22 protein-coding genes and 2 pseudogenes are annotated in these 26335 nt (G+C 57.5%); 15 read left to right on the top strand and 9 right to left on the bottom strand.

The annotated features are described in order from the left end of the window. Nucleotides 1-535: 535 nt before the first annotated feature. The 3 genes from N551_RS0117780 (at nt 536) to N551_RS38850 (ending at nt 2351) form a co-directional block, all read left to right on the top strand. A complete protein-coding gene (locus tag N551_RS0117780; RefSeq protein ID WP_027568062.1) occupies nt 536-748 on the top strand; it encodes a hypothetical protein in 213 nt (70 codons plus the stop codon). Between the two features lie 773 nt (nt 749-1521). Next, the gene (locus N551_RS0117775; RefSeq protein WP_027568061.1) at nt 1522-1764 is read left to right on the top strand and encodes a DUF3551 domain-containing protein; all 243 of its coding nucleotides are present in this window, start codon (nt 1522-1524) and stop codon (nt 1762-1764) included. A 422-nt stretch (nt 1765-2186) separates the two neighbouring features. Next, the gene (locus tag N551_RS38850; RefSeq protein ID WP_197031154.1) at nt 2187-2351 is read left to right on the top strand and encodes a hypothetical protein; all 165 of its coding nucleotides are present in this window, start codon (nt 2187-2189) and stop codon (nt 2349-2351) included. Nucleotides 2352-2589: 238 nt separating this feature from the next. Here the strand turns inward: N551_RS38850 and ligD are convergent, their stop codons facing one another. Next, nucleotides 2590-3525, bottom strand: coding sequence for a non-homologous end-joining DNA ligase (gene ligD / locus N551_RS0117755; RefSeq protein ID WP_027568060.1), 936 nt, complete (start codon nt 3523-3525; stop codon nt 2590-2592). A gap of 802 nt (nt 3526-4327) precedes the next feature. Here ligD and N551_RS0117750 point away from each other — a divergent pair. From N551_RS0117750 to N551_RS0117740, 3 genes are all read left to right on the top strand, one after another. Next, on the top strand, nt 4328-4564 hold the full coding sequence (locus tag N551_RS0117750) for a hypothetical protein (RefSeq protein WP_027568059.1): 237 nt from the start codon (nt 4328-4330) through the stop codon (nt 4562-4564). A gap of 1271 nt (nt 4565-5835) precedes the next feature. After that, nucleotides 5836-6045 carry a hypothetical protein gene (locus N551_RS38080; protein WP_027568058.1) on the top strand — a complete coding sequence of 70 codons (210 nt, stop codon included), beginning with the start codon at nt 5836-5838 and terminating at the stop codon, nt 6043-6045. 753 nt (nt 6046-6798) lie between these two features. Continuing rightward, nucleotides 6799-8178, top strand: a complete 1380-nt coding sequence (locus N551_RS0117740) for a TadE/TadG family type IV pilus assembly protein (RefSeq protein ID WP_027568057.1) — start codon at nt 6799-6801, stop codon at nt 8176-8178. 185 nt (nt 8179-8363) lie between these two features. Here N551_RS0117740 and N551_RS0117735 read toward each other — a convergent pair whose 3' ends face one another. Next, nucleotides 8364-9077, bottom strand: a complete 714-nt coding sequence (locus tag N551_RS0117735) for a GrlR family regulatory protein (protein WP_245287798.1) — start codon at nt 9075-9077, stop codon at nt 8364-8366. A gap of 462 nt (nt 9078-9539) precedes the next feature. Here N551_RS0117735 and N551_RS38075 point away from each other — a divergent pair, with 462 nt between their 5' ends. From N551_RS38075 to N551_RS39305, 3 genes and pseudogenes are all read left to right on the top strand, one after another. Further along, complete coding sequence (locus N551_RS38075; RefSeq protein WP_155809773.1) at nt 9540-10118, top strand: hypothetical protein; 579 nt, start codon at nt 9540-9542, stop codon at nt 10116-10118. 238 nt (nt 10119-10356) lie between these two features. Beyond that, nucleotides 10357-10680 (top strand): annotated as a pseudogene (locus N551_RS39695) (CARDB domain-containing protein); the annotation flags it as partial. 202 nt (nt 10681-10882) lie between these two features. Further along, nucleotides 10883-11365, top strand: coding sequence for a hypothetical protein (locus tag N551_RS39305; protein WP_027568054.1), 483 nt, complete (start codon nt 10883-10885; stop codon nt 11363-11365). A 173-nt stretch (nt 11366-11538) separates the two neighbouring features. Here the strand turns inward: N551_RS39305 and N551_RS0117720 are convergent, their stop codons facing one another. Continuing rightward, entirely contained in the window at nt 11539-12147 is a 609-nt protein-coding gene (locus N551_RS0117720) for an NYN domain-containing protein (RefSeq protein ID WP_027568053.1), read from the bottom strand. A 1214-nt stretch (nt 12148-13361) separates the two neighbouring features. Between N551_RS0117720 and N551_RS35725 the strand changes: the two genes are divergently transcribed. After that, a complete protein-coding gene (locus tag N551_RS35725) occupies nt 13362-13541 on the top strand; it encodes a hypothetical protein (RefSeq protein WP_155809772.1) in 180 nt (59 codons plus the stop codon). Between the two features lie 820 nt (nt 13542-14361). On the opposite strand, the gene N551_RS37095 is transcribed toward N551_RS35725, so the two are convergent. Further along, the gene (locus N551_RS37095; RefSeq protein WP_081747869.1) at nt 14362-16002 is read right to left on the bottom strand and encodes an FAD-dependent oxidoreductase; all 1641 of its coding nucleotides are present in this window, start codon (nt 16000-16002) and stop codon (nt 14362-14364) included. Between the two features lie 1562 nt (nt 16003-17564). On the opposite strand from N551_RS37095, the gene N551_RS0117705 reads away from it, so the two are divergent. The 4 genes and pseudogenes from N551_RS0117705 to N551_RS35720 all read left to right on the top strand — a co-directional run bounded on the left by N551_RS0117705 (nt 17565) and on the right by N551_RS35720 (nt 21466). Next, nucleotides 17565-18326, top strand: coding sequence for a sterol desaturase family protein (locus N551_RS0117705; protein ID WP_027568051.1), 762 nt, complete (start codon nt 17565-17567; stop codon nt 18324-18326). A 736-nt stretch (nt 18327-19062) separates the two neighbouring features. Beyond that, complete coding sequence (locus tag N551_RS0117700; protein ID WP_027568050.1) at nt 19063-19515, top strand: transposase; 453 nt, start codon at nt 19063-19065, stop codon at nt 19513-19515. Then, nucleotides 19512-19868 carry an IS66 family insertion sequence element accessory protein TnpB gene (gene tnpB, locus N551_RS0117695; RefSeq protein WP_027568049.1) on the top strand — a complete coding sequence of 119 codons (357 nt, stop codon included), beginning with the start codon at nt 19512-19514 and terminating at the stop codon, nt 19866-19868. The genes N551_RS0117700 and tnpB overlap by 4 nt, the downstream gene beginning before the upstream one ends. Nucleotides 19869-19937: 69 nt before the next feature. After that, nucleotides 19938-21466: pseudogene (locus tag N551_RS35720) on the top strand (IS66 family transposase). A gap of 246 nt (nt 21467-21712) precedes the next feature. On the opposite strand, the gene N551_RS0117685 reads toward N551_RS35720, so the two are convergent. Further along, the gene (locus N551_RS0117685) at nt 21713-21958 is read right to left on the bottom strand and encodes a PilZ domain-containing protein (RefSeq protein ID WP_027568048.1); all 246 of its coding nucleotides are present in this window, start codon (nt 21956-21958) and stop codon (nt 21713-21715) included. A gap of 2 nt (nt 21959-21960) precedes the next feature. After that, nucleotides 21961-22209 (bottom strand): hypothetical protein, encoded by a 249-nt coding sequence (locus tag N551_RS0117680; protein WP_027568047.1) that lies wholly within the window; start codon nt 22207-22209, stop codon nt 21961-21963. Nucleotides 22210-23013: 804 nt separating this feature from the next. Here N551_RS0117680 and N551_RS0117670 point away from each other — a divergent pair. Then, nucleotides 23014-23193 carry a hypothetical protein gene (locus N551_RS0117670; protein WP_027568046.1) on the top strand — a complete coding sequence of 60 codons (180 nt, stop codon included), beginning with the start codon at nt 23014-23016 and terminating at the stop codon, nt 23191-23193. Between the two features lie 21 nt (nt 23194-23214). Here N551_RS0117670 and N551_RS39690 read toward each other — a convergent pair whose 3' ends face one another. The 3 genes from N551_RS39690 to N551_RS0117655 all read right to left on the bottom strand — a co-directional run. Next, nucleotides 23215-23328: a DUF3768 domain-containing protein gene (locus N551_RS39690; RefSeq protein WP_371180068.1), complete on the bottom strand. Its 114-nt coding sequence runs from the start codon at nt 23326-23328 to the stop codon at nt 23215-23217. A gap of 1628 nt (nt 23329-24956) precedes the next feature. Continuing rightward, nucleotides 24957-25289 carry a helix-turn-helix domain-containing protein gene (locus N551_RS37090; RefSeq protein ID WP_081747868.1) on the bottom strand — a complete coding sequence of 111 codons (333 nt, stop codon included), beginning with the start codon at nt 25287-25289 and terminating at the stop codon, nt 24957-24959. 748 nt (nt 25290-26037) lie between these two features. Beyond that, nucleotides 26038-26335: integrase core domain-containing protein (locus tag N551_RS0117655; RefSeq protein WP_035961526.1), on the bottom strand; the 298-nt coding region annotated here is incomplete at its 5' end.

Here is a 26335-nt window from a genome sequence, read left to right as displayed (position 1 = left end):
CAACGGGGATTCGGTCATGTGGACGCTCATTGAAAATCTGTATCGGGATTACTGCCTGACGCGGTTGAACGGAGATTCGCAGATACGAACTCAGCCACTAGGCAAAGAAAAGCCCGCCGACCTTGGGAGCCGGCGGGAGTTTTGAGGTGGCGAGAGGCGGACACCTATCGCTCTGGTCTGTTTATCACCGCAGCCGGGGCGCGCGAACGTGGCCTTCAATTCATCCTTAACGCCGCGTGCCTAGATTCGCGCTGGGACGGGGCCGTGGGGGACATACGCGGCCTAGCTCAGAGGTGAAGGTCCGCCAGCTCAGCCAGCCCCGGCGGGCCTTCCCTCACGCGTTAAATACGATTCCAAAGTGTGATCTAGATGACATTGTGCGTCGGCACAGGTGTTGTACGTTTCTGGTCACCGGGGCTGGCTCCATATTTTACTTAGATCGTTTTCACCCGGATTTTTAGACAACGAGGCCGCAGCGGTCCCCCCGCTGCGGCCTCCGTGCCGATCGTCCTGATTGCCCATAATGGACAGCATTATGCCTAAGGAAAATTGTTTGATCGTTGTTGCCGCGGGCCGACAATTGGACTTGCTGCGCGGTGAAGCGTCGCGCATCGCAAAGGGAGCCAAAGCCGATTGGTGGATTGATCGTGCCGAGGTCGGAACGCGCTTTTGCTTTGAAGATGCTAAGGCAAAGGAGTCATTCGCACTCACTTGCGACAGCTTCGGCATTCCTTGCAAAGACGGGTAAACGAGAGGCCCGCCGAGCAGAGGCGACGAAACCATTTCACCGCCTCAAGAAGCAGTCCGGAAACAAGCTGGGTCTAGTTTTGCCTCATAGGCTAACGGGAATTTGGGTCATGTGGTCACTTATTGAAGACCTTTATCGGGACTACTGCCTGGCTCGACTGCAGGAGATGCGTAGGTCGGAGCCGACCCACTAGGGCCAACATAGGCAGGATCGGATTGTAGCCGTTGCTGCCTATGCAGCCGACCAGAATTGGAATCATGGACGCTACACCGGCAGTACCGTATCTGTGCTGCGTCACGTGCGACGTTCGCTCGGTTTGTGAGTGTCGAGGGCGGTAGGCTGCAGCAACCAGCGGCCCACTATTTGCGCGGTTTGAGTACAAAATCAGCGGCACCGTCACGTGAGACGCACGTTTCAGTGATGTGGGTCCATGGCGTGACACCTAGCGCCCCCGGTTCTAGCCTCAGGCCATCCATGCGCAGCCCTTGTCGTAACTGGCTTGTCGCAACCAGATGATCCGGTCGCTTGTTTTCATATACCACGAAGCCCCGCCAGCAACGTTAGCCGCTGTTGGTTGAGCGCGCCGACGGGGTCTACCGCCTTGGCGGAAGCAGGCCGGCATGCTCGACAGCATTCGCGGGGAAAGTGGTTTAAGACGGTTGGCTGGTGAAGCAGAACGCTGACCCTCGATGCCAGCTAGCGGCAGCCATCACCCCTTAGGAACGCAGGACTTCGCCTCCGGTTGACCGACATCAACCAAAGGAAAACCCCTCATGATGAAACTCTCGATCGCATCGGCCGCGCTGATTGCTGGCGGCCTTCTTGTTTCCTCCGCGCCCGCCGCGCAGGCCCAGGAGTATCGCTGGTGCGTCCAGGGCAAGGGCGTAGGCTATCCCGGCGACTGCAGCTTCTCCACACGCGCCCAGTGCCTGGCGTCGGCATCCGGCCGGAACGTCGATTGCGGCATCAATCCTAGGACGGCGTACGGCCGACAGGAGCGTCGCGGCTGGCGGTAAGCCCGAAAGGGGCACCCGGCGCCTGACTATCAGTCTTAAAGGTTTGGCAAGAGAACAGGATGAGCGACCGCACAGGTAACGAACCCGCACCCTTGATGCTTATTGGCGTGGCGGTCATTCCAATCATCGCGGTGCTCGCCTGGTTCGCGCTCTGATTTGACCCGTTTGATAAAGAGCCCATGGGCAAGGGCACAAGGAACTCCTTACGCACCTCAAGAATTATGCATTTGGCGGCGCCACTAAGGGCGGATGTCCCCCTGGGCGCGGCAAAGACTCTCGGTCCAACTCCGGGAGTCTTCTGCCTTGATCGTCGACAGCGTCCTTTGTCGGAGTAAGCGTATGCGTTCCTCGCCCTCGATTGTGCCGGCTGATCGCCTCGACCGCGACATCTACCTTGTCCTTGAAGACTTCGGCGCCGTGGCATGACGTTCCGGGAGGGCAAGCCGGAAGGCCCTGCTCCGCAAAACGAGCGCGACCACTTCATTCGCTGTACGATCTGCGGCGAGATGATCGACATGCGCGACCTCGGCGAGGTGATGGATCACTTGCACGGGCAGGATGTCCTGGAGGAGCCGCAGCAGCATTAGGTGTAACGATGGCGGGTTGCGTTTGCTGCGACGATACGCATTGGGTATGCGAGAACCACTCCGACCGGCCCGACTGCTTGTGGTTGCGGCGGAGCCGGAGAGCCCTGCCCGTTTGCAACAACGCCGGACCGAACGAACTCCCTATACTGCCGAAAGGCTTTGAGACCAGCTTTACCGCGACCGAGATCATGCGGCCGTTGCTAAGGAAGAAGCCATCTCGCGGGCCGAAGACATAGGCTCAATCTTTGCGGCGTTTCGCCGTCCCTAATCCCTTGAAGGAACTCGCCCGCAGCAATCCTTCGGATGTGATGTCCCGGTACTCCACATCGGCGTAGAACTTCGGTTCAACCCATGTCGCCTTCGGCTTCCTGATAGACTTGGTGAGCTTTTGCTTCGGGCTTACTACCGTGTCGAGTGCGTCCCTTATCTTTCGCGAAGTCGTTCGGCTCCAACCTGTCCCGACCTTGCCTATATATCGAAGCTCTTTGCCTTCCTGTTTGCCCAGGTAGAGGGCGGCGACGCCGGTCGGATCCTTGATGAAACCGACGACCGGGAATTTTTCTCGCTGAACAGTTTTGACTTTTTGCCAGGCCTCAACCCGCTCGGACCTGTAGGGCGCGTCCACCTGCTTTGAGACGATACCCTCGTAGTTCAGCTTAATTGCCGCCTCGAACAGCGCCCCCCCGTCCCCCTCATGGTGCTCGCTATAGAGGATAGGCTGCTTCAGCTTGTGACTGTCGATCAGCTCTCTGAGAAGCTCCTTACGAGCAAGCTGGGACATTTTGCGAAGGTCTTGACCATCAAGCCATAGGAGATCGAATGCGAAGTACAGCAAACGCTCCTGGTCCCCTCTTCCGAGGTCCGCTTGCAGCTCAGAAAAGTTGGTGCGTTCCTCGTGGATGACGACGACCTCGCCGTCCACGATTGCCTGGCCGGGTATGTTGAAGGCGCCTGCAATGACAGAGAACCGGTCGACCCAGTTGTGCCCGTTTCTCGTGAATGCCTTGCGGTCACCGCCGTCCATATGGAGCTGAATGCGGTAGCCATCGTATTTGATTTCGTGAATCCATTGACCGCCTGAAGGCGCCCTAATCTTCAGGGTCGCCAACTGTGGGCTGATAAAACCCGGCATCGGGGCCGCCGGCTTGACCGGTGCCTTGGTACGCTTCGCCACTCTACACAACTCACAAAAAGCCCGCCGTCAGGACTGACAGCGGGCAGTCTATCTTCCTCAGTTCACGATTCTTCTAACTTTGGGACAGAGTGGTGTTCCACCGGCGAATACACGGATGCGTTCCAGCACAACCGCAGATGCGTTTTGGTTTGTGTTTTCGAGAACACCTCCCGAGCGGCTCGGGAACGCGGTGTGATAAAGCGTTCTCTTTGGCTCTTTGCACGCTTCCAACGGCACCAAGCGCCGGGAGCACGGCTTATTTGGCGTTCGCCGGAAATGTAATTCTAACGGCGCGTTGTGGCGGTGGGGGCAATAACCAGGAGGAAGATTGACAGCAGCCGTCCTTGTCGCCTCTGCCCTAACAGTTGGCCCCGTCATGGCCCAGCAAGCGACACCCAATCAGAACCTCCAGAATGAGGCGGACAAAGGCATAAAGACACAGAACACTGGCGCCTCTGGCAATGTCGGAAGTCAGGCCTCTCCTGGAGCAAGCGCGCACCCGCCCGGTCAACCTGGCGCGCCGGGCGCTTCAACTGCCACCAGCGCGCAGAACTCAGGCGCCGGCATAAGCGGCGCGCCCGGCTGCCCGGTAACAAGAGCGGCCCGCCCGCGAAACGTTGACCGTTGCGTCCGGTTCGGCAGTCCCGCACCTGTTGCTCTTAAACCAACGGAAAAGACCCGCCAATGTTTGGCGGTTTTGCTGCTGATGAGCGGCTATCGCCACTCGCAATCGATAATTTAAAGGCAGCTTTTTGCCCAGTGGCTTCAGGAACGTTCGGGTAGTGCCGTCATTTGGAGAGCGATGACGAGCACGACCGTAGTTCTCATTCCAGGCATGCTGAAAGCACTACGGCTGACGCGCGTCTACGGCTTTATGGTCGAGCGCAGAGACGGCCATGCTGGGAGCAACCTGCCGGCGTGCTCAAAGGTTTTGGCAGAGAAGATGATCGAAGGCCGCTGGTTGGTGAAACAGGGGGAGCGTTATCAGCCTACAGAGAAGGGTTGGAAAGCAGGAAAAGCAGGTTCGGATGTCGGGTAGGAGAAAGGCTGGCTCGAACTGCATACAGCGGGACTCGTGCGGCTGCTGACACCAAGCGAGAATCTAGCGGCGCCGTGAGAGGAACCGGACGGGCAGTTTTTGCTTGAGTCGAATGCCGGCTCCCGCCGAGCTGGCGGGCGGCCCGGACCTACCCTCAATAGCCCCCCTGAACCCGGGGCCGTGTCTCCGCGGTATTCGTCACTCGCCTTAGGGTGTCGCTACTCTCCGGAACGTATCGCATCGATCGTGTGCGCAATCAGGATTGCGACGCTCACGCCAATGAGAATGACTGAAAGCCAGACGATCACGTTCCTCTCCGTCCACCTCCTCAAGTGAACGCGCTCAACCGCGCACAGTCAAAACCAACAAGCCCAACAGCTTGGATTTGGCGCTGGGCTGAGGATTCTTGGCAACTCTTGCGTACGCAGTCGGCCCTATCGGCGGAAGGCCAGCACGAGAAGGAGACCAACAACGCACGCCGCGAGTAACAGTAGCAAAGTACCCACGGCCCCCCCCGAACCATCAAAAATCAAATGAAACTTGCATGCAAGAATATCATTTAATTCGGTTTGTCAGAGCTACATAAATGGATTAAATCGAATTGATTAATCAACCAGTAATGAGTAATCCCGTGTTCCTGTGCCTCGCATTAGCAACATTGATCTTAGTCGCGGCAGCGATTTTCTCAGTCTACTTAGCGTTTGATCTTCCCGTTGATAACTATTTACGCGACGAGTAATCGTCAGCACTCTTTAAACAGATTGGATCATGGTGCTTCTCGGGACGGGGCCGTGGGGGACATACACGGCTTTGTGCTTGGGTGAGAGCCCGCCAGCCAGCCCGGCGGCGCTCTCCCTCAGCGCATTATGGTTCAGATTAATTACTAATTTGATTTGTGATTTAGATCATATTGTAGCCGCTCAGCTTGCCGGTATGATGCATTCACCGGGGCTGGCTCATATTTCACTTAGATCGTTTTCACCCGGATTTTTTTTGACCATCGCGTTGGCCGCAGCAGTCCCCCTGCTGCGGCCTTCGTCGTTTGGCGCCACGGGCAGGCCATCCCTCGAGTCCGAAATCAACAACGTACGTTAAGCAGCTGAATTAGTTTTGTGCCCTTGCTAAAATAAACAGTTTGCCGACACGCAAGCTTGCGTTCTAAAAAACGGCTGCCGGGGCTGGCTCATAGTTCGCTTAGATTTTTCACCCGGATTTTTCGAGGATGACAGCCGCAGCAGTTCCCTGCTGCGGCTGTCGGTCCGGAGTCGCAAATGACTTTTCCCGAGAATGATCGCGAAGTGTTGTGTCTGGTGAGTGCCTTTAAAGAAATCAAGAGCCGTGGGAAGCGGCGCGCACTGTTGATGCTGGTTGAAGAGCTCGCGCAGAAGGCTGATCAGACCTCCGACGAAAAAACCGCCGGGGGTGACGCCGGCGGGGTTGCGATTCGAATTGCCGAAAAATCCGGTAATAAAGGCGGCTAGCCACTCAAATCAGCCGCCTAGCCTCGCGATTCGACGTTTGGCTTGGCAGCTCTCAGAGGCTGTCCCCGCAGCATCGCGCGCGGCGCACTGTAGTCGCGCACGCCAAGGGCCCCGCCCGCCGCAGGCGGCGCTCAGCTGCCATGTAGCCGGCAACCATTCCTAAACCCGCGTCCTGTACAGTTTCACCATGAATCATGAGGATAAACCCGAGTGGTTTTTACCCAGCCTCCGGCGCAGCTATGCCCGCTTGGCGGCTTGGATGACGCGCGGTAACCGTGCGCCGGAGCCCACCCGTTTGCCAGCGCCGCCTCGATTAGAGCGCCCAGCGCGTGTTCCAGACCCACCGAGGCGGCCTGCACCGCCGCGCCTTTAAGGGCCGTCTTCAAATGGCGAATAGTCGCACATTGGTACGTCCGTGGTTGCCGAGAGGAGGAATTGCTTTCGCTCTTTGGCGCAGGTGCCACGGCTGAGCAGGCTGGCGAGCGGCTAGGCCGCACACGCCAATCAGTTTATGCCCGCTTGCAGCGCTTTCAGAAACAGCGGGGTAGAACGAGCAGGAAAAGCGGAAAGTTATTCCCGCAGTTGACAGAGGAGTAACGAAGATCGACGTGCGAGCTTAGCCTGCTACCTTCAGCTCACCGAACGCGTTGTTCCCTTGGTGCTGCGTGCCGAAGGCCGTTGACCCGAATTTTAGTTTATAGCTTAACGTATGCTTAAAGTCCTTTGCCTATTGCAGGTTGCAAAGGATTCCGGATGCCCTTTAGCCCTTATTCCGCCGCCAACCACTTAGGTCGCTTCGCCAGGGACGAGCGCGGCAATATCGCCGTCATCTTCGCCATCGCCTTGCTGCCGATTTTGTCATTCGTCGGGGCCGCGATCGACTACAGCCGCGCCAGTCGCGCCCGCACCGCGATGCAGGGTGCGCTCGATTCAGCCGCGCTAATGGTCGCTAAGAACTTGTCCGACGGGAAGATCACGGCTGATCAAGTCCCGACCGCTGGCGCGGCTTACTTCACCGCACTCTATACCGAGATAGACAGCCAAAACGTCAAGGCATCAGCCACCTACACCGCCAACAACGGCGGCAAGGGATCCACGATAAGGATGACGGCGTCGGGCGAAATCAAGAGCCAGTTCATGCAGATTGCTGGGTTTCCAACCCTCGACTTCAGCGTCGGCTCGACTTCGACTTGGGGGAACAGCCTGCTTCGCGTCGCGCTGGTGCTCGACAACACCGGCTCGATGGCGGGCACCAAGATCAGCAACCTGAAGACTGCATCCAAGAACCTTGTCGACAAGCTCGGGGCGCTTGCGAAGACCCCGGGGGACGTCATGCTCTCCGTGATTCCATTCGCGAGCGCCGTCAACGTGGGCACCGATAAGGCCTCGGCCGCGTGGTTGCGTTGGGATCTATGGGACCCCAGGTCGGAGGATTCCTCCGGCAACTCCTACTGCAGCAGCGGCCGGAGCTCCTGGTACACGATGGCGATGTGCAAGGGGCACGGCTACACCTGGAGCCATTCCGTCGGCTCGCCTTCGACTTCGAACTGGAACGGCTGCGTCTCCGACCGCGATCAGAGCTATGACGTCTCCGACGCGTTGCCATCGGCGTTGACGACCCAATTTGTCGCCGATCAGGACCCGTACTGCCCTGCCAAGATGCTGGCGCTGACCAGCACATCCAGCACCGTCAAGAGCACTATCGACGCGATGTCGGCGAACGGCGGCACCAATCAGACCATCGGCCTGCACTGGGGCTGGTTATCGCTGCTGCAGCAGGCGCCGCTGAACGCACCGGCCGAGGACGTCAACAACGTCTACCAGCACGTGATCATCCTGTTCACCGACGGTCAGAACACAGTCAACCGCTGGAATGGCGACGGGTCCATGACGTCGTCGTCGACCGAACGCGGCAAGATCGACACGCGGATGGAGGCTCTGTGCGCCGCGGTCAAGGCTAAAAACACGACCATCTACACGGTCCAGCTTGATGACGGGACTGGCGTGTCGCCCGTGCTGCCCAAATGTGCAAGCGGCTCGGCAAACTTCTTCATGCTGAGCAACCCGAGTGAGATCGACACCGCCTTCACACAGATCGGCACCTCGATCTCCAAGTTGCGCGTTTCGAAGTAGACCCACATGTGTATTTTGCTTGGTCCTGGCCCAGGGGAAGCAAAGGCTGGCGACAGCACACAGAGCCCCCTAAGGGCGAAATCGTAGCCGCACATGAGCTCCGACCCGACGTCACTTGTTGGCCCTCAGGTCCCCTAAGTTGAAGCGGCCGTTAGGGCGCGGCCAGCCGGCTAATGGCTGCACGTCTAGGCAGCATAGATTAATCTAAGTTGGGCTTCGAACCGGATGCTGCGCTTGCCCGCAAGTGCTGTGCCCTCAAGAGAGCCGCCCCCCGCATTGCAAGTCCCTGAAAAGCCAATTCCGATCTCGTGTCCTCCAAAAACTGGGTCTTCACCTCGCGCTGGCGTGTGTTCCTGATTGACCATCTGCCCTTTCCATCGTCCATTAGACGAGGAATACGACCCGAGATAGTAAAAGAAAGCATCGCCCCCCAAGATACGTCCGTTGTTCAAAAGCATTACGCCGGTCAGTCCACCGGGGACACCATCCAAAATGCTCAAACGAATGGAGTATAATCCGTCGGTAATGCCAGCTTCGCCGACTAAACCGGGTGCCGCCAGGTCGCTCTCGTCTAGCGGAGTCATGACGGATCGAAAAACGGCGTTAGGCACCTGCGGTGATCCGCCTTCGAAGTGAAACGCCTTGCCGACGGCCCGTCCGCTGACAGATATCGTCGAAACGTCGGAGCCGAGCAGCGATTGATGACCGACATCGAAATTGTGCCGTCGGCTCGTCACATCGACGTGTATTTCGTCTTCCGCAATTCGGTAGGTGCCTATATGGGCGAACCCTGAATTGCCCCCCAACAACTTGCCCCCACGAACGTAGGTAACGCTACGTCCAACCGCTTCGTTGATCCTGAATTCGCTTTTGAAAAACCCATTGAAAAGGTTCTGCAAGTTGCCCATCCGCACCGTAGTTCGCCTCGTGATCTTAACCAGCTTAGCAGAAGAGCCAAATCCAGCGATACGAAACTGCACCGTCTGACGAAAAGAAGACGGAGGAGCCTCGATCCTGGCTTGGGCCGTTGGCTGATTGTTGGATTGGCAAAGCCGGAGATAAAGTGTGCATTTTGGTTCCAAAACGCGACCATCTGTATGGCCCGAGAACACTAATTTCGTGAGCAGATCGCAAAGCCCATCAGGAGAGCTACGTGCAGCCTAGGGTAAAGTGCCTGCTCCATCTGGTCGAAACATTCGGATCTCAGGATTCGATATGCAGGAGGCTGCCAGTTGGTGACTGTGTATCCGCTAGTAACAGTACGTAATAACCCTTCTTAGGAGACATAGAGAAGGTCTGATCAACTCAGCATGAGAGTCTTTCTAGAGCGTACCCAGATAGTGTCATAATAGGAGCTACTAATGTATAGCAGTAGAAGCGGATACACAGTCGCCAACTCGGTATTGATACCCGGGTTGAATGAATGGATTTTAGATCACGCTAGCACTGACTGGTGGAGCCCGTTTTACATCAATTTTATGTTCGAACGTCTTCCTGGATCGGAGGAGGCGGTATTGGCGCAGATGCGTAAAGCCATTGAAAAGTACTACGGCCGATCTAGTACACGTTTTGATAGGGCACCCAGATCCGCACACTCTCAATCGCGTATACCGCGGTTGCTTCTCTTTCCCGACAAGCCTGTTGCCAAGCGCGAAATGGCTTCTTTACGAGAGGTCTCAATGAATGCCGGGGGCCTCCACTACAACGGGCCCATGATGATTCCGCGGTATTCGCGTTTCCGTGGATGCGTCATTGATCATCTTGAACAAAAGCAGCAGGCGTATACTCTCCACGGGATCAGACGCATTCATGTGAAGCCTATCCACGGCGCTGCTGGCATCGCTGAATACGCCTGCAAGACAATCAAACGGAATAGGGCTGATCAAGACGCAATTCTAGCCTTGCCACGCAGCATGAGCGAATTGCCGGACCGGGATTGATCTGTGCAAGCCGTCTCGCTGTCGAATGTGCGTTATGAGATGTGCACGTAGACGTTTGAGATGTGCACGCAGCTATAGTCGGATGTTCACGGAGCGCCTTGCGCTAGTGCATTTTGTCTAGCCGGCCAGGGTTTTTGCGATAATTCTATGCGCCTTTGTGCCTGACATGCGCCCGACTAATGGTAGTGACTCCGCCAGGGCATAGATCGCTCGCCTAACGTTCGGTTGATTCACAAGGATCGTCGAAGGCGCTTGCGTCGGGAGCACTACGATCGCGGCGGGCGGCAGCGCCACCATCGACGCCTATGCCATGAACATTGGCAGCGGCGTATCAGGAGCATCGACCGCGAAAATATACTTTTCGACCGACGCCACCATCACGGCGTCAGATACAGTGCTCGCGACTGTGAACTCTGGGGCACTGACGAGCGCCGGCCAGGCCGGATATTTCGATCATCAGACGCTCCCCGTGACGCTGGCCGCCAATCTTGCGCCAGGCACCTACTACATCGGCGGCATTGCCGACGCCAACAACCAGATCAACGAGAGCAACGAGGCCAACAACACCTACAACGTCACGAAAATCACCGTGACGGCCCCGCCGCAACCCGACCTCTCCGAATATGTGAGCGTCGGGAGCACCACCATCGGGGGCCGCGGCAGTACCACGATCGACGCTTACGCCATGAACATCGGCAGCGGCGTATCAGGGGCATCGACCGCGAAAATATACCTTTCGACCGACGCCACCATCACGACGTCAGATGCTAGCGACCCTCAATTCGCCGGCACTGACGAGCGTCGGCCAGGCCGGCTACTACGACCATCAGAACCTGTCGGTGGCGCTCGCAGCCAATCTCGCGCCAGGGACTTACTACATTGGCGGCATCGCCGACGATGGCAATCAGGTCAGCGAAGCCAACGAAGCCAACAATACCTACAACGTCACGCAGATTACTGTGACGAGCTCAGCTGCTTTCAGCCTTGCGGCTGGCCAGGATCACAGCGACACCTTTGTGTTTAAGCCGGGATTCAAGAACGTCACCATCACCGACTTCGATCTCGCGAGCGATATAATAGAGATTGAGCGCACAGTATTCGCGAATGCTGAGGCGCTTGTCGCTTCCGCCTTTGAAGACGGCAACGGCAGTGTGGTGATCGCTGCCACGTCAAACGACACGATTACGATCGACAATGTGGGTTTGGCCGAATTGCATCAGCATCAAGCCGACTTTCATTTTGTCTGAAGGAAATGGTGCGATCTAAGCTCCTAAGCCGATGGCGGCAATAACTGTGCGACCAGCATCGCTGCCGAGATTCATAAATCAAGCTTTCGTACGCTTTGTCTCGGCCAGTGGCCGACTTCTTCCATAACGTTTGGTATGCGAACACGTCGGCAAAAGTCCCAGCATGAAAGTCGCTAGACCAATGGGTCATTGCCTTTCGGCTGCTGCAAGAACTTAGGTGGGTGGGCTCGGATATCGCGGGCGGGGCGTTCGGTCGGGTCGCGGCCGAGCTTGAGCTGCAGCTCGACGAGGTCGATGAAGACGTCGGCCTGCCGGCGCAGCTCGTCGGCGATCATCGGCGGCTGGCTGGCGATCGTGGAAATCACGGTGACCCGCACGCCGCGGCGCTGAACGGCCTCGACCAGAGAGCGGAAGTCGCCGTCACCCGAGAACAGCACCATCTGGTCGATGTGCTCGGCCAGCTCCATGGCGTTCACGGCGAGCTCGATGTCCATGTTGCCCTTGACCTTGCGGCGGCCGGATGCGTCGATGAACTCCTTGGTCGCCTTGGTGACGACGGTGTAGCCGTTGTAGCCGAGCCAGTCGATCAGCGGGCGGATCGAGGAGTACTCCTGATCCTCGATGATGGCGGTGTAGTAGAACGCCCTCAGCAGCGTCCCGCGACTCTGAAACTCCTTCAACAGGCGCTTGTAATCGATGTCGAAGCCCAGAGTTTTCGCTGTCGCGTAGAGATTGGCTCCATCGATGAAGAGCGCGATCTTGTCGGTAGGTGAATGGGACATCGTCTGGGCTTTCGGCGGGGCAAGAAGGAAAAAACATCCCAGTTTTCGTCACGCAAATATTTTCGGTCGCACTCTCTATGGGTAGCCACCGGCGCTCGTCGCTTAGCGCTAAACGTTTTAAGCTTCAACTAATATCTGACTCTGTGGTGGAACTCTACCACCGTCCGAAAGTTCTCCCGTCAAATTTCTAATGTATCCTGTCCATTTCCAAGTGCGCATTTGAAGGTGCTACGGATGAAAGCTGGCCATTTTTCCTCTTTGATATGTCGATGCATCGGCGCGGTCGTGCCTGGCGATGGTGCATCATTGACCGCTCGGGCACCCCTTTGTTGATGGGCACCGAGTGCAGCAGGGCTGCAGCTCGTTACCGGGCCACCAGGAAAACTTTTCCAAATGTTATTGGCGGCTCCGTATCGGAATCACTTTCACCGGCAGCCTGGTCGCTCTCCTCAAAGAGTGAGGCGCCACGCACCCCCCGACCTAGAGGGAAGGCGTGGGTCGAATCGAGAGGTCAATAGCCCGATGCGCCGGGCTAAGGCGCCTGCGTGAGGGGCAGAAGATGCTCTACGAAGTCAAGGTTGATCATAAGCGCGCAAGATGAGCGCGGAAACTGATTACTGCACTTTTCGCCCGAGGTCTCGCAGGAGCGCCTGGAGAAAATCACTCGCATTGTCGTACCGAGCGCCGCCGCTCGCGAGTTCACGAGCGCGCGGCTCCACTACACTTCCAACCGTTTCCGGACCGAGTAGATCAGCTGTTTCGGACCATTTCTGCAGAAGGCTGTCAGGAATGTATTCCGCAGACCGAACAACCTCAAAAGGGATTCTTCGCCTTTGGTTTTATGGTCGTGATGAGCTTTCGCCGCGTAGAATGCTAATAATCCACGAAAAGCATCACGGGAAACGGCTGGTTTGGCCATTGCAATGTCCCCGCAGAATTGAGTGCTCAACGAAGAGGCCACTGAAAGGCGGCCTGGGAGTTCGATGTGCTGACCCCAAACAACTTGTACTGAAATGCCTGCTGCAGCCTTGCCGTTGCTACAGAACCCCAGTGTAAATAGATGAGAGATGAATGTGCCAGCCCGGTTACAGCAGCATGGCAAGATGATTCGCTTCTGCCAACAAGAATCTGACAGACGCCGGGAAAAACTTGGCAATCCCGAGCTTATGTTAGATTGATTGACGTATCACCGGGCCTTCGGTGAGCGAGGGATCATGATGATCTATCAGATTTACGTGCTCGACGAGCTTGGCGATGCCTTAAGTTTGGATCTAGTCGACTGCGCGACGGAGGTCGAAGCAAAGGAAAGGGCCGCTGCGATGGTGGACGAGCACCCCGTAGAACTTTGGTGCGGGGATCGACGCCTCATCCGCCTGGAGCCGCAACTGGACTAGAGCTTATACTCAACGCCGTTCAACCCGCGCGCGGTGGCGGCGCCTTGTCAGTCAATCTTTGAGACCGGACATGGCCAGAGACAGTTATCCTTCAAAGGGCCGCCAGGTTGGCGGCTCCTTGCACGACATCGCCAATTCCGCTTGGGATCCGTTGCCGACCTGAGACCGTGGCGATCAACGTCCACATCCAAGAAATATACTGACGAGCCAAGAGATCGCCGCCACTTCGCATTTTGACCCGAAGCGGAATCGCCTGCTGAGAAATGGCTTAGCGACCGCTGCGTGGTGGCAGCTTGGCAGCTATTACTTCGCCTCCCTAACAACACAGAGGTGGCAGCTTACGCCGCGCGGCGGTATGTCGCTGAGACGAGATGGGCCTTGCGCCAGCAACCCCGGCCAGACGGTAGACTGGCTCACTGCGGCGGGTAGTCGGCCGGTTGCAGAACTCGCGAGGCTAAAGGTCGTCCAAAGATTGAAGGCGGTTTGGACGTAGGACCTTTTGCGATATTGGAGACAACTGCGGCATCGGCACGGGGTCCCCATAGTTCAGATGTTCTGTAACCTATGCTGTGGTACCCAGCTCTGATGGCACGCTATGTCTACTCGAGAATTATCCATGAAGCCGCCATTGCTGTCGCGACCCGGGCAACTATCAAAAGGAGAAGTCGGCACAACGATGGAGATGCTTCGAAATCTGCGTTTAGAAGTTGCGGCAGCCGAGGGTGGAACAGAGCTTCGTCGCTTCCGTTAAAACGTCCGAGCTCTACGTCACAAGAGCAGGACTGGGATGCGACTCTTCAAAAGGCGACGATGATGCTGGCTATGCGGTCAAGGTCTGACCCAGATCTCGCGCAAGCTTCACGGCAAGCGCGATGATTGTTAGCGTCGGACCCGCTTGGCCAGATGTGGGCATCACGGCCGAGCTCAAGACGTGTAAATTCGGGACGTCAAAGGTACGGAGGGAGCGATCTACGACGGCATCTCTTCGGTCCAGCCCCATCCTTGCTGTGCCGATCTGATGTGTCCCATGGCGCGCCCTGGCGAGCACAGTATCCTCTAACTCCTCGTTGGGATAGCGATAGTGGAGTGTACCGACGCTTGTTCGATCAAGCCACTTTTGCAAAAGTCGGTGAGATCGAACAAGACTTTCCGCATTTCTGCGATCAAATTTCAGGCACACAGACAATCTCGGAACTCCGAGTCTGTCGGTGTCGCGGTTTAGCCACACGCGACTGGAGCGGTCCGAAAGTTGCTCTTGGTGGTACGCCAGACCATAACGCCGCATTCGGTTCTTTACAAACAATCCCGGAAGACGAGCCGTCGCAACGTATCTTTGGTAAGCGAACTTTGGCAGAAAGGCAGCGATGCGTGGCAGATCTCGCATCGCGTTTTCGAGATGCCGCGTCCAAGCCACGTCTGGCCTCAGGTGACGCATTCGGATTGCTTCGGGTAGTACCCTCCTGGCGAGCGGCCCGAGAGCCACCGTTAGATAAGCGAGCGACGAAATGCCGGAGCCGTGTGAAGCATCCGAGACGGGCATCACGATCGGCCAAAACGCACAATTGAGTAACTTGTTCTCCCGCTGAACTTCGTCTGAAAGGATCATGCGCCGACGCACATATGAACCATTGCCATCAAGAAGAAAGCCAAATGCATCGACATGGTTGTCACTTGCAAAGGTGATGTTCGCGATGTCTCCAACCAAATGAGCCATATAATAGCGACCAAGTGGTCCGCCTGTGCCACCAAAGATCTCGGGGTGTTCGCGCTGGATCGTTAGCAACAGCCTGGTGCTCTCAAGACCACCGCAGGCTATCACGACCTCCCTGACCGGGATGGTGATGCGTTCGCGACCAGATCTGGACACGACGATTTCGCCTATTGCCCCGTTTTCCCGAAGAGCGAACCCGATCACCGTCGCATTGAGGCGAACGTCAATGCGTGGAGATGACAGCGACGTCTTGTGAGCTCTTTGAAATTTTGGTCTATTGGAAAATCTCTCAAGACGATGAGTATCGACCTGCGCGCGGTCGTGAAGCGCGTCATGCATTGCGGCAGCGGTGAAAGCCGGCTCGCCACACGAAGCGTAACTACAGGCAGCTGCATAAAATGGGAGGAGCTCCTCGAATGCGATAGGCCACTTCGCTTCGGTCAACCCCGGTCGTGCTGAGAAGTCGATTGGGTCGAGTGGTTGACACCTCGCCCCCCAAAGATTGGATGCACCACCAAAGCGTCTAGAAACGCAAACCGCCATCTCGTAGTGGCTGTTTACATCAATGATCTGCGCGCCAGAGAGTTGTTGCGCGTCTCTGGATCCACCCTTCGCTCCACTTTCGAGCAAGAGTACCGATTTCCCGATCCGGGCACACTCAAGCGCCAGAGTAATACCAGCGGGGCCGGCTCCGATTACTGTCACATCGGCGTTGTTGGAGGCGAGGCCATGAAGGCCATGTGCAATCATTATTTAAAGATCCTGACACTTAGATAAATGGCAGGGTGCGACAATTCCAATCGGCAGGAAACCACACATGTTAATGTGTCTTGCAACGGCTTTTCTCTAATGCACCTTAGTTGGCTCCGCCGTTGCCTGATAGGTAAGCAGGAATGACACTTTGCTTGGCGGAATGAAACGCTGGCGTTCAAGCCCCCAAAGCAGTTCGCTTCGCCACTCGCATAGATGACGGACCGGGCAGATACAGAATGACATCGACCGCGATGGCGGACTTACACACCGACTTGCCGGACGCCGCTCAACGCCATTAATGGGCGCTGAGGCAGCGCCACGCCCTTTGATGGGTCGCCGCTGGGGCAACGGTAGCGGACGTCGTGATGGTGGCGCCGGTTGAAAAAGTGCATTTTCGCTGTCGAGGCACCCGAAGTATCGCTACCAATGTTGATGGCATAGGCGTCGATGGTGGCGCTGCCGCCCGCCGCGATGTTCGTGCTGCCGACGCTCACATATTCAGAGAGATCGGGTTGCGGCGGAGCCGTGGCGCGCTGCCACTAAGCTAATTCCGGCCTCGAATTTCTCATGCAACTGCTCGCGCTCCGTCTTAGTCTTAGCGAGAGCACTTTCAAGGCGACACTGCATATCGCCAGGCGTTCTTTGATCGCTTCCATAGTCGTCAATTGGCAATCACTGCGCGTCTGAGCTGAAGTGCTCATCGATGTCCTCGCAACGGTTCAAAACAGGTCGCAAAACAATGGCGAGGCCTGTCGGGAAATCTCTGAAATGAACTTAGGGCCAGCCTCGGATATTTGATTGTGCGAGAACGAACCGCCCGAAGCAACTTAGCCTTTGGATTAATCTAACTAAGCAAGGTTAGCAGGTCGCCCGTTTGGGTCTCGCAACCGTTTCATGGATCTGGCGGTTCAGTGATGGCCGCGGTGGGGGTCACGAAATCAAAAAGGCCATGGATTATCTGCGGAGACTGCGCCTTGAGGTCATATCACTGAGCTCGAGGCCGAACTTCGCCGTACCAACGTGCGAGTTTTGCGCCTAAGAATTCGAAGATTCCCGAATCGCTTTGGCAAGGAAGTAAATCTGCGGCTGCCGAGAGGAAGGCCGCAGCAGGGGGACTGCCGCGGCCCGCATTTTCAAAAAATTCCGGGTGAAGACGATCTAAGTGCAATATAAATGAAGCTGAAACCGCCGTGGATTGCATGGGCGACTGAGAATTTGATGCCGTAGAATGCGGAAGTCAACTCAGCGTAGTCGACCAGTAGCAGTCGCCATGGAAAATATCCATCCTGCGAGACCAAGCCTTCGTTCCGCAGAAATAGACCAGTAGAACTCGCGACGGCCATTGCATAACGTCTGCAGGTGATGAGGCCCCACGGGGCATTATCCGACGATGCGATAAGCGCGCAGGCTCAATTAGAAACTCTGCTGCCTGCCAGCCTTAGCTTCTTTTCTTAACGGGGAATCTGCACTTGCGCCGACGAATCTCCTTAGTTGTCATCCTCACTAAGGCTGGCTATCATCCAACATTATTGTTTTGATTATTGCTTTAAGGTGTGGCGATGGTTTTCTGGGACATAGTCCGTGTATTTTTCCCGAAAGTAGTTTTGGTCGCCTTAGCACTGTTTGCGTTTAGGCTGGTCGTGTTGACGTTATTGGAGAAACGCAACCCAGCTCATGTTTTGGTTTATCGCGAGGTGCTGCCGAAAGATATACTCGTTACTTTCGTGATTGGTTTCGGTGTTTTTCCGATTTCAAATTTTTTAAATCGCTGGATTGCGTATGAGCCAGAGCTCCCGCGCTTAGTCATGGAATTGCCGCTGGCGATCCGCATCGTGCTCTACCTCCTGATCGGCGATCTTGGACATTACTGGGTGCACAGACTCATGCACACACGTCACTTCTGGCGTACTCACAAGTGGCATCACGCGCCTACATACATGTATTGGTTAGCCGGCGTCCGCGCTTCGGTCACGCAGGTGACGTTGGTCAATCTACCATACATCGCGGCTGGAGCGTTTCTCGCGTTCTCCCCGTGGTGGATTTTTTGGGCTATTATCCTAAAGAACACTGCGCAGAATGATTTCATGCACTTCAACCGATGGTGGGGCAACCGATGGCTTGAGTGGTTCATCGTAACGCCTCGTTACCATCATATTCATCACAGTGATAATCCGGACCATTATAACAGCAATTTAGCCGCGCTATTTCCAATCTGGGATCACCTGTTCGGAACTTACGTTGACCCCGACACGGTCCAAAAACCTTTACGTTTTGGCATTGGAGAATCTGTACCGCCGATCCGACTTTTCATTGGTATTTGAGAGAGTCGCGCCGCGCGGTGGTGGCGCCATGCGTTATTTTGTCGAGGCTGGCGAACAGCTGGGTGCTGCCCGTACAGCATCAAACGTCCAGGTTTCGGTCCGGGGATGCCGAGGATCAAACATTGGTGGCGCGTGAGATCGGACGGTAGTAACGAGCATTGGGCCACCATCGCCTCACAAAACTTGTAAATTGAACGACGTCGATCCCCTAGGCGACCTAGCGCTTCCGCAGCGCCGCGAGGATTGCGGCTTGAACCCTATTCGCCTGCTGGCGCGTAGGCTCTGGTGACTTCCCGGCAAGAAGCGCTTTGCAGATATTGTCCGCCGTCATCGGCTTCTTAGCAGTCCGCACGACTTTATAGCGGAAGGCTCGGTGACGTGATCACGGAGGACAGGCCAAAGGCGAACTCACGAAGCGTCGGAAAACCGACGTTGGAACTCGCTGCCTCGATCGTTGCGCCGCTCTATTGGGCTCAGCGAGGAGACCACGAGCCGCTTTTGCGCGAAACGGCACCGCCTTCTGTCTGCGCACGGCCGAGGCGCTGTTCGGGGTACTGCGGCTCACGTCGGCGAGAGGCCCGGCGGATGGCGGGAGTCGTGCATGCGATACGGGCGCCGTTGCCGGCAGGCCACCATTAGAAATGCCCGGTCGTTAAAGGGTAAGCGCTGTTTCGGTCCCACCTTCCATTGAAGGCGTCGAGCGAGGCATGATCGATCTCTGATTGGAGATCGGCTTGTGTCTAAGCTTGACCATATGCTTGAGCCCAGGACCTCGGTTCGCCGGGTCGAGGTCATCACGGAGAGCGGCCGACGCCGGCAGTTCTCGGCCGACGACAAGGCGCGGTTCGTCGAGGAGACGCTGGCCCCGGGAGCCGTGGTATCGGAGGTCGCGCGGCGGCACGGATTCTCGCCGCAACAGCTGTTTACGTGGCGCCGGCAAATGCGACAGCCGGTTGCGATCCCTGTGGCTCCCGAGCCGCAGACGTTCGTGCCCGCTGTCGTTACCCCATCATGCACGCCGCCGGAGCGCTCACCGCGGCAGTGCCGACGCCTCCGGAAGGCGCCCGAGGGGGCCGAGAACAGCGGCATCATCGAGATTGAGATCAACGGCGTCGCGCTCCGGGTCGGCCGCGGCGCGGATGCCGCGACGATTGCGGCCGTGATCCATGCGCTGAAGACCTGCACGTGATCGGTCCGACGGGCGCGGTGCGGGTGATGGTGGCGACCAGGCCGGTCGACTTCCGCAAGGGTGCCGAAGGGCTCGCGGCCCTGGTGCGTGAGAGCATGCAGGCCGATCCGTTCTCCGGCGCCGTGTATGTGTTCCGCGCCAAGCGCGCCGACCGGGTGAAGCTGATCTATTGGGACGGCACGGGTGTGTGCCTGTTCGCCAAGCGGCTTGAGACCGGTTCGTTCTGCTGGCCCAACGTGCAGGACGGCGCCATTCGCCTGACCGCGGCGCAGCTGTCAGCCTTGCTCGAAGGACTGGACTGGAAGCGCGTCCACACCGCGCGCGAGACACCGTCGCCGATCCAGGCGAGTTGAACTGCGGCACAGTGAATCAGTATGCATGTCGCGCTCGCGAGATGCCGCGACGCATGGTGTAATCGCATCATGGCGACGACGGCCGACACGCTTCCGGACGATCCCGGCACGCTCAAGACGATGCTGCTGGCCGAACGGGCGCGCGCCGCGCGGCTCGAGCAGATCATCAAGGAGTTGCAGCGTCATCGCTTCGGCCGCCGGGCCGAGACGCTGCCGGAGGACCAGTTGCTGCTCGGCCTGGAGGAGGTCGAGCAGGTCGAGGCGAGCAGTGATGCCGCGACCGATGCAGCCAATGCTGCCGAGCGATCGAGCCGAGCCGCACGGCGCCGCAGGAACAGAGGAGCGCTGCCGGCGCATCTGCCGCGGGTCGAGATGCTGATTGACCTCGACGATGACGCCTGCCCGTGCTGTCAGCAGGCGCTGCACCGGATCGGCGAGGATGTGAGCGAACGATTGGATATCGTGCCGGCCCAGTTCCGGGTCCTAGTCGTAAGGCGGCCGAAGTATGCCTGCCGGGCCTGCGAGACCATGGTGCAGGCACCGGCGCCAGCGCGGCTGATCGAGGGCGGGCTACCGACCGAAGCCACCGTGGCGCAGGTACTCGTCGCCAAATATGCCGACCATCTGCCGCTGTATCGGCAGGCTCAAATTTACGCCCGCCAGGGCCTCGAACTGGATCGCTCGACCTTGGCCGATTCGGTCGGGCGGGCAGCCTTCCTGTTGCGGCCGGTGCATGAGCGACTGCTCGCGAAGCTGAAGCAGTCGACAAAACTATTTGCCGACGAGACCACCGCCCCCGTGCTCGATCCCGGACGCGGCCGCACCAAGACCGGCCAGCTCTGGGCTTATGCCCGCGACGACCGGCCCTGGGGCGGCACGGACCCGCCCGCCGTCGCCTATGTCTACGCTCCCGATCGCAAGGCCGAACGGCCGATCGTCCACCTCGCGGGTTTTGCCGGCATCCTCCAGGCGACGGCTATGCCGGCTATCGGGTCCTGGCCGAGCGCGGTGACGTAGAACTGGCGTTCTGCTGGTCACATGTGCGCCGGCGCTTCTACGAACTCGCCGCGGCCGGTCCCGCACCGATCGCCAGCGAGGCGCTCGAACGTATCGCCGGGCTCTACGTCATCGAAGCCCAGATCCGCGGCCGCACCGCCGACGAGCGTCGCGCCGTCCGCCAAGAGAAGAGCCGGCCGATCGCCGACGAGTTCGAACCCTGGCTGCGCGCCAAGCTTGGTCTGATTAGCCAAAAGACCAAACTCGCGGAGGCCATCCGATATGCGCTGTCGCGTTGGGACGGGCTGACGCGCTTCATTGCCGGCGGCCGCATTGAGATCGATTCCAACGTCGTCGAGCGCGCTATCCGCCCAATCGCGCTCAACCGCAAGAACGCCCTGTTCGCAGGCTCGGACGGCGGCGGCGAACACTGGGCCGTCATCGCCTCACTGATCGAAACCTGCAAGCTCATCGGCGTCGAACCCCACGCCTATCTCGCCCACGTCATCACCCGCATCGTCAACGATCACCCGAATAGCCAGATCGACGAACTGCTACCCTGGGCCTATCTCGCTACCCCAGAACGCTGGCGCGTGGCCTGAGAACATTGCTTACGTTAAAGGCGCAGGCTGCCGCCAGGTATGGCGAGCGAGAGCAGAGGCGCCCAGTGCGCTGGCCGACCATTGAGGAGTCGAACCGAGCCCAGACCGAAGAAACCGAGCGGCTCCAAAGGCAAGCAAGAGCGAGCATGTCTAAGTAGCTCTGCTTGCAGCGGTTGCTCGTCCTGTCCGGTTTCGAACGGGCTGCCGACAGGACGCGCGCCGCTTCCCAGTACGTACCAGCCTTGACTAATCGGTTCTGAACACGACGCCGATGCGAACATCACTAGACCAAATGAGACGGCAATCTCTGATGATACGGTCTCTCTCCAGCATCAACTTAAACTTCTCACGGGTGTGCAGCTTTGTCGGTAACTCGATGCCAGCTCCGTCCTCCGAGAGGTTGAACACGCGACAACGTTGGCTGCCGCCGTCTCCAAAAATGTAGGCGACCAAGTCGACATCCGAACGCTCGATCTTGCGGCGGTTGGACATTGTTATTCCTGAGATAAAGAGGCCGGGTCGTCTCCTTCACTGACCGACGTTATCTCAAGCAACCTGAACTGCCTCGCGATCCGGGTTGCCAGCTGCGAGCGCTCATTGGCCAACTCTTTCCTATAGTCGGACACGTCATGTCCGTCGTGCTCAAGAACTGCGATTAGAACCGTTCGATCGTGAACATATTTCGACTTGTCTGCGATCTCTCGCGCCAAAGCAGCCAGTTCGTCATCATGGTCTGAGGTCATGACAATCCCATTTGTACAATCAGCAGGGCCGCGCAAAGGCGTTAGCTTACATGCTTAATACTTACAGATAGTTACGTGCGCGCAAACGGCGTCACTACGCCTATCCAGTCCGAGCAACTACCGCAGAGTAGCTACAGCGGCGGACGACAACCATGGGTGGGGGCCCCAAAAGTGTAGGGACTCTGGGGTACTCCAATCGCCAAGCAGTCTTCGAACCCCAATCGTGTGGCGGTTCTTCGTAGGCTTTTAGGACACGGCCGATGGCCTGCACGCCGATGACGTCCTTGCGGTACATCTGCATGATGGCTTGGTCGGCCATGGCATCACTCAGCGGTGAAGCCTGATAGGTCAGCAGCTACGCAAAGACATCAACCCAAAGTACCGCATGCCATCTGACATCAAGGCGTGGTCTTCCTGGATGATCTCGTGTCCGAAGAAACCCAGCGTGTATCTAACCAGCTCCACGATTTGATGATGTGGAACGGGCACGTGGCTGTCGGTGGGACAGGGCGTGATGACGGCGCGCAGTTAGTCGTAGGACACGGGACTGGCGCCCGCATGCAATATGGGGGGCAGGCTCTTAATGGGGGACTTCCTGCTCAATCGTACCATGGCCTCGGGGGCACAACCTCTGTCATAAAAACTATAAAGTTTGCTTCTATAGGATGCTGAAAACCCGATTTTTCCAACGATGATGTCGGCTTCGCCGGTTCCTGTGTGTGCATTGAGGTATGGACGCCTTGAACTGGCTGACAGAAAACCGGCACAACCTTTGCTATTAGCTGAGGGAGCTGGGAGGCTTGTATGGAAACGAAACAGTATTTTAGATCTATGTCCGCCTTCTGTAAGCAGCGTGCCAAAATGGTCGGTGAGGACGAGCTGTTTTGGCTCACCGAGGCCGAGCTGCTGGAGAGACTGTCAATCAACGCTGAGCGCCAAATGAAGCTTGCCACTCAGCAACTGATCAATCCGTTGGCGGCCTAAAGGAAACGCCCCCGAAGGGGCTTACCAATCTTGTGCTAGGCCGACGGTCATGATGCGCTTAGTTTTTTTGGTATCGGTGGGATCTTCGGACCCGCCGGTAAGCGCTTGGTTCATGTAGTCGATCTTGAACCACACCTCGCGGTTAGCTGTTCGCCCGCGTGGCAAGCCGGACTTGGAATGCACATTCGACGACGAATTGACGAACCGGATTCTTTTCGCGCTTCGGTAGGGTATCTTGCCAAGCAACGATCGAAGCTGCGCCGGTGTCTTTGTTAAAAGCCGCCCCTTAGTTCGTGCGGCTTTCTTTCTTCTCGCATCTTCTTTTCTATGGGAGCCCGCACGGCGCGTTCGAAACGCTGCAACTCGTCGAGCGAGAGCTTTTCAAGCAGGGATTTTACGCACGACATACTTGCACTCACGAGAACCGGCTCGCCGCCATACACGCATAGACGACAGGGCCGTTCCGGGTGATGGCGCGTTGCGCCACAGACAAACACCCAACCTTGGGATTTGCGAGATTTTCGAAAATTGACAAATCAACTCCGCTTCGTGCAAGCCGTGATGCTTGGGGGGCAGAGCAGATGGGATGGATAGCGAACTGGCTTCGCCGGCCTGATGTCGGGCTACGGCCTCGGGACGGCGCGCAAGTAGACCTTCAACCACTGTCAGAGCGCGGCGGGCGATGGCTGAAGCACAACTTGTTTCGCTTCCCGGGCGCGGTGTGGTCTCGGGAGCGCCGGTGTGTGGAGCTAGCAGAGGGCGACGTGATCGCGCTGCATCTCGTTGTCGAGCGGCTGCGGGAGGCCGGGGTGCGGGTGCGCTTTTATGGCCGGCTGCGATGCTGGGACGGCGCGTCGCCCGTCTGGACGTTGCTAGTGCGGGGGAAGCGCTAATCGGGAACTCCGCCCGCTAGGACAACCTGCGTAGTGTTGCGCGGTGAGCACGCAGCCGGATTAATTGCCGCACGCCATTGCCTGCAGTGCTCGATTCTGGCCTCTTCATAAATGGCAATGCTTTCGTGGGGGATAGCATGTACGGCGAAGCCGGTTGCATAATTTGCTGCCAGCCTAGAGTTCTAAGGGCACTCTTTCCGGTCGCAAAAGGAGTTGAGCTAAAGCTCTACGAATGCGCTAGCTGCGCTAGCAGCATGTGGCTGATCACCAGAGTATCGAGAGTGTCTGCCGCCAAGCTTACCACGATCGACGCGGCACTGAAGGCCGCGAACGATCGGAGTTCAAAGACATCGTAGGCTCGGTTCTAGCGACGTCTTTCCTTTTTCCTCGGCGCAGGTCTCAACCGATGACGATCGTGTCGACCCTCAAGGAGGGCAGACAGCGATAGGTATACACGGCCGGCAAGCCTGACATCTTCGGAAGGCTCCCAAGGTAATCCACCGGCCGCTTGCGCTCCTTGAAAATTAGAATCGGTGGATCGTCTTCCACATGACTCTAAAAAAAAGTCATCCTAGGGTCTTAGGAAACCGGACGCACCTCTGGTCCATTACCGGTGACTATCAATCCGGCAAAAAAGCCGCTCGCTCAAAAGTCTCGGGCGGCGGCTTTCCAGCCCCGGGAGGGTGTGATGCAAAAACCCGGATAAAGCGCTGGAAGCGACTTGATGATGCGGCATGTCTGGGAAAGTTGCTGATGATCGAAGTCATAACGTCCTTTTACGCTGCTTGATCCCAGTCGGCACATACGGCCTTGGTGGCCACTTACAAGTTCCACCCCGTATTCGGTAAAGACAATTCCAGCCGCGGCAAGCTAGCTCATTAGCACCGCAAGCGTTGCTTCGTGAGGCTCGCGCTTGCCGGACTCCAGATCAACCAGCGTTCCACGGTGGATGTTACAGCCTTCAGCTAAATAAGCTTGCGACCAGTCTAAGAGACCGCGTGCCGCTCTGACTTGTGCTGCCAACAAAGATAAGTCGCGCAAACCGACCGCCTCAAAAGTGGAAACGGGATTGAAATCTGACAAAATGTCGGGGTGCATATTGCCTTTAATACTGGGAAATTCATGTCCGTAAGTCCATTGCCAACTCCAGCCAACGACAACATCGGCTTGACGCGCCGTTACGGCTAAAGGACGCGGTGACATACGCTTTCCCGCTGGGGGGTATGACCGAGAGCGGACTACGCCGAGAGGCTAAGGCCGGGCGGCTGGCTGTAGAGAAGATTGCCAAAGGACTTCACGACGCTTCGCGATATTGAGGAAATGAGAAAACTATGCCGCGTCAAAGCAGAGGGCCGCTTTTGGTGGCGAAAGGAGCGGCGCAACCACGGCAAGGTCATTGCCAAGGGAACGTGGATCATTGTCGACGGCCGCGAGCATATCGCCACGGGATCCGCACAAAGATCGCGCGGGCCAAAGCGGTGCCGGCGCTGCTCTTCCATACGCTTAGATCTACAGCTCGCCAGGGCAACATGGGCGGTCCGAGTGCGGCGTTCAATCCTGACTACGGGTACGGCATCCTGGATCCCGTCGCCGCCTATCAGACCCTTGCATTGTTGCCGTAGCTTCGATCGAAGTAGGGGCAAAAGTCGGGGCCCTGATGGCCTTGGCCCCTAGGGATGCGTAGGTGTGAAATGAGTTAACCCAAAATTACAGGTTCTCGCGAATGCTGAATCACCGTAGTCGCACCGCCGCGGGTCCCCGGATCCGTTTTCATTCCGATCTCACCTGCTCGGTTAGCAGTCTCCTCATTGGAGAAGTCCGCAATGTGCAAGGAATCTGATCGCGCTTCTGGCGCTCCTCTGCTTGTCTATATGCGATCACTATTGGTCAAATGGCCACTATACGGCAGCTGTGAACCGCCCCGGGTTTGCCGGAGGCCATTTGGTTTAAGTTATGCCGCCATCGCGGGTTGTTCCAGCATGGCGTAGTAGCGTTGCTCGGCTTCGGCTGGCGGTATGTTGCCGATGGGTTCCAGGAGCCGCCGGTTGTTGAACCAGTCGACCCATTCCAGCGTCGCGAACTCAACTGCCTCGAAGCTGCGCCATGGCCCGCGCCGATGGATCACCTCGGCCTTGTAGAGGCCGTTGATGGTTTCGGCGAGAGCATTGTCATAGGAGTCTCCGACGCTCCCGACAGAGGGCTCCACGCCGGCTTCGGCCAGGCGCTCGGTGTATTTGATAGAGACGTAT

This window comes from Bradyrhizobium sp. URHA0013 (assembly GCF_000518345.1).
GTDB lineage: Bacteria > Pseudomonadota > Alphaproteobacteria > Rhizobiales > Xanthobacteraceae > Bradyrhizobium.
The sequence above is the reverse complement of the archived record's forward strand: the minus strand, read 5'-3'. Positions and strand labels throughout refer to the sequence as shown.

Bases quoted from the DNA above. Each gene is read 5' to 3' on its own strand.
- N551_RS38075 (WP_155809773.1), top strand. From the start codon at position 9,540: ATGTATAGCAGTAGAAGCGGATACACAGTCGCCAACTCGGTATTGATA.
- N551_RS35725 (WP_155809772.1), top strand. From the start codon at position 13,362: ATGATGATCTATCAGATTTACGTGCTCGACGAGCTTGGCGATGCCTTA.
- N551_RS0117720 (WP_027568053.1), bottom strand. From the start codon at position 12,147: ATGTCCCATTCACCTACCGACAAGATCGCGCTCTTCATCGATGGAGCC.
- N551_RS0117750 (WP_027568059.1), top strand. From the start codon at position 4,328: ATGACGAGCACGACCGTAGTTCTCATTCCAGGCATGCTGAAAGCACTA.
- N551_RS0117705 (WP_027568051.1), top strand. From the start codon at position 17,565: ATGGTTTTCTGGGACATAGTCCGTGTATTTTTCCCGAAAGTAGTTTTG.
- N551_RS0117680 (WP_027568047.1), bottom strand. From the start codon at position 22,209: ATGACCTCAGACCATGATGACGAACTGGCTGCTTTGGCGCGAGAGATC.
- N551_RS0117685 (WP_027568048.1), bottom strand. From the start codon at position 21,958: ATGTCCAACCGCCGCAAGATCGAGCGTTCGGATGTCGACTTGGTCGCC.
- N551_RS37090 (WP_081747868.1), bottom strand. From the start codon at position 25,289: ATGTCACCGCGTCCTTTAGCCGTAACGGCGCGTCAAGCCGATGTTGTC.
- N551_RS0117780 (WP_027568062.1), top strand. From the start codon at position 536: ATGCCTAAGGAAAATTGTTTGATCGTTGTTGCCGCGGGCCGACAATTG.
- N551_RS0117670 (WP_027568046.1), top strand. From the start codon at position 23,014: ATGGAAACGAAACAGTATTTTAGATCTATGTCCGCCTTCTGTAAGCAG.
- N551_RS0117775 (WP_027568061.1), top strand. From the start codon at position 1,522: ATGATGAAACTCTCGATCGCATCGGCCGCGCTGATTGCTGGCGGCCTT.
- N551_RS0117740 (WP_027568057.1), top strand. From the start codon at position 6,799: ATGCCCTTTAGCCCTTATTCCGCCGCCAACCACTTAGGTCGCTTCGCC.
- N551_RS38850 (WP_197031154.1), top strand. From the start codon at position 2,187: ATGACGTTCCGGGAGGGCAAGCCGGAAGGCCCTGCTCCGCAAAACGAG.
- N551_RS37095 (WP_081747869.1), bottom strand. From the start codon at position 16,002: ATGATTGCACATGGCCTTCATGGCCTCGCCTCCAACAACGCCGATGTG.
- N551_RS38080 (WP_027568058.1), top strand. From the start codon at position 5,836: ATGACTTTTCCCGAGAATGATCGCGAAGTGTTGTGTCTGGTGAGTGCC.
- N551_RS39305 (WP_027568054.1), top strand. From the start codon at position 10,883: ATGCTAGCGACCCTCAATTCGCCGGCACTGACGAGCGTCGGCCAGGCC.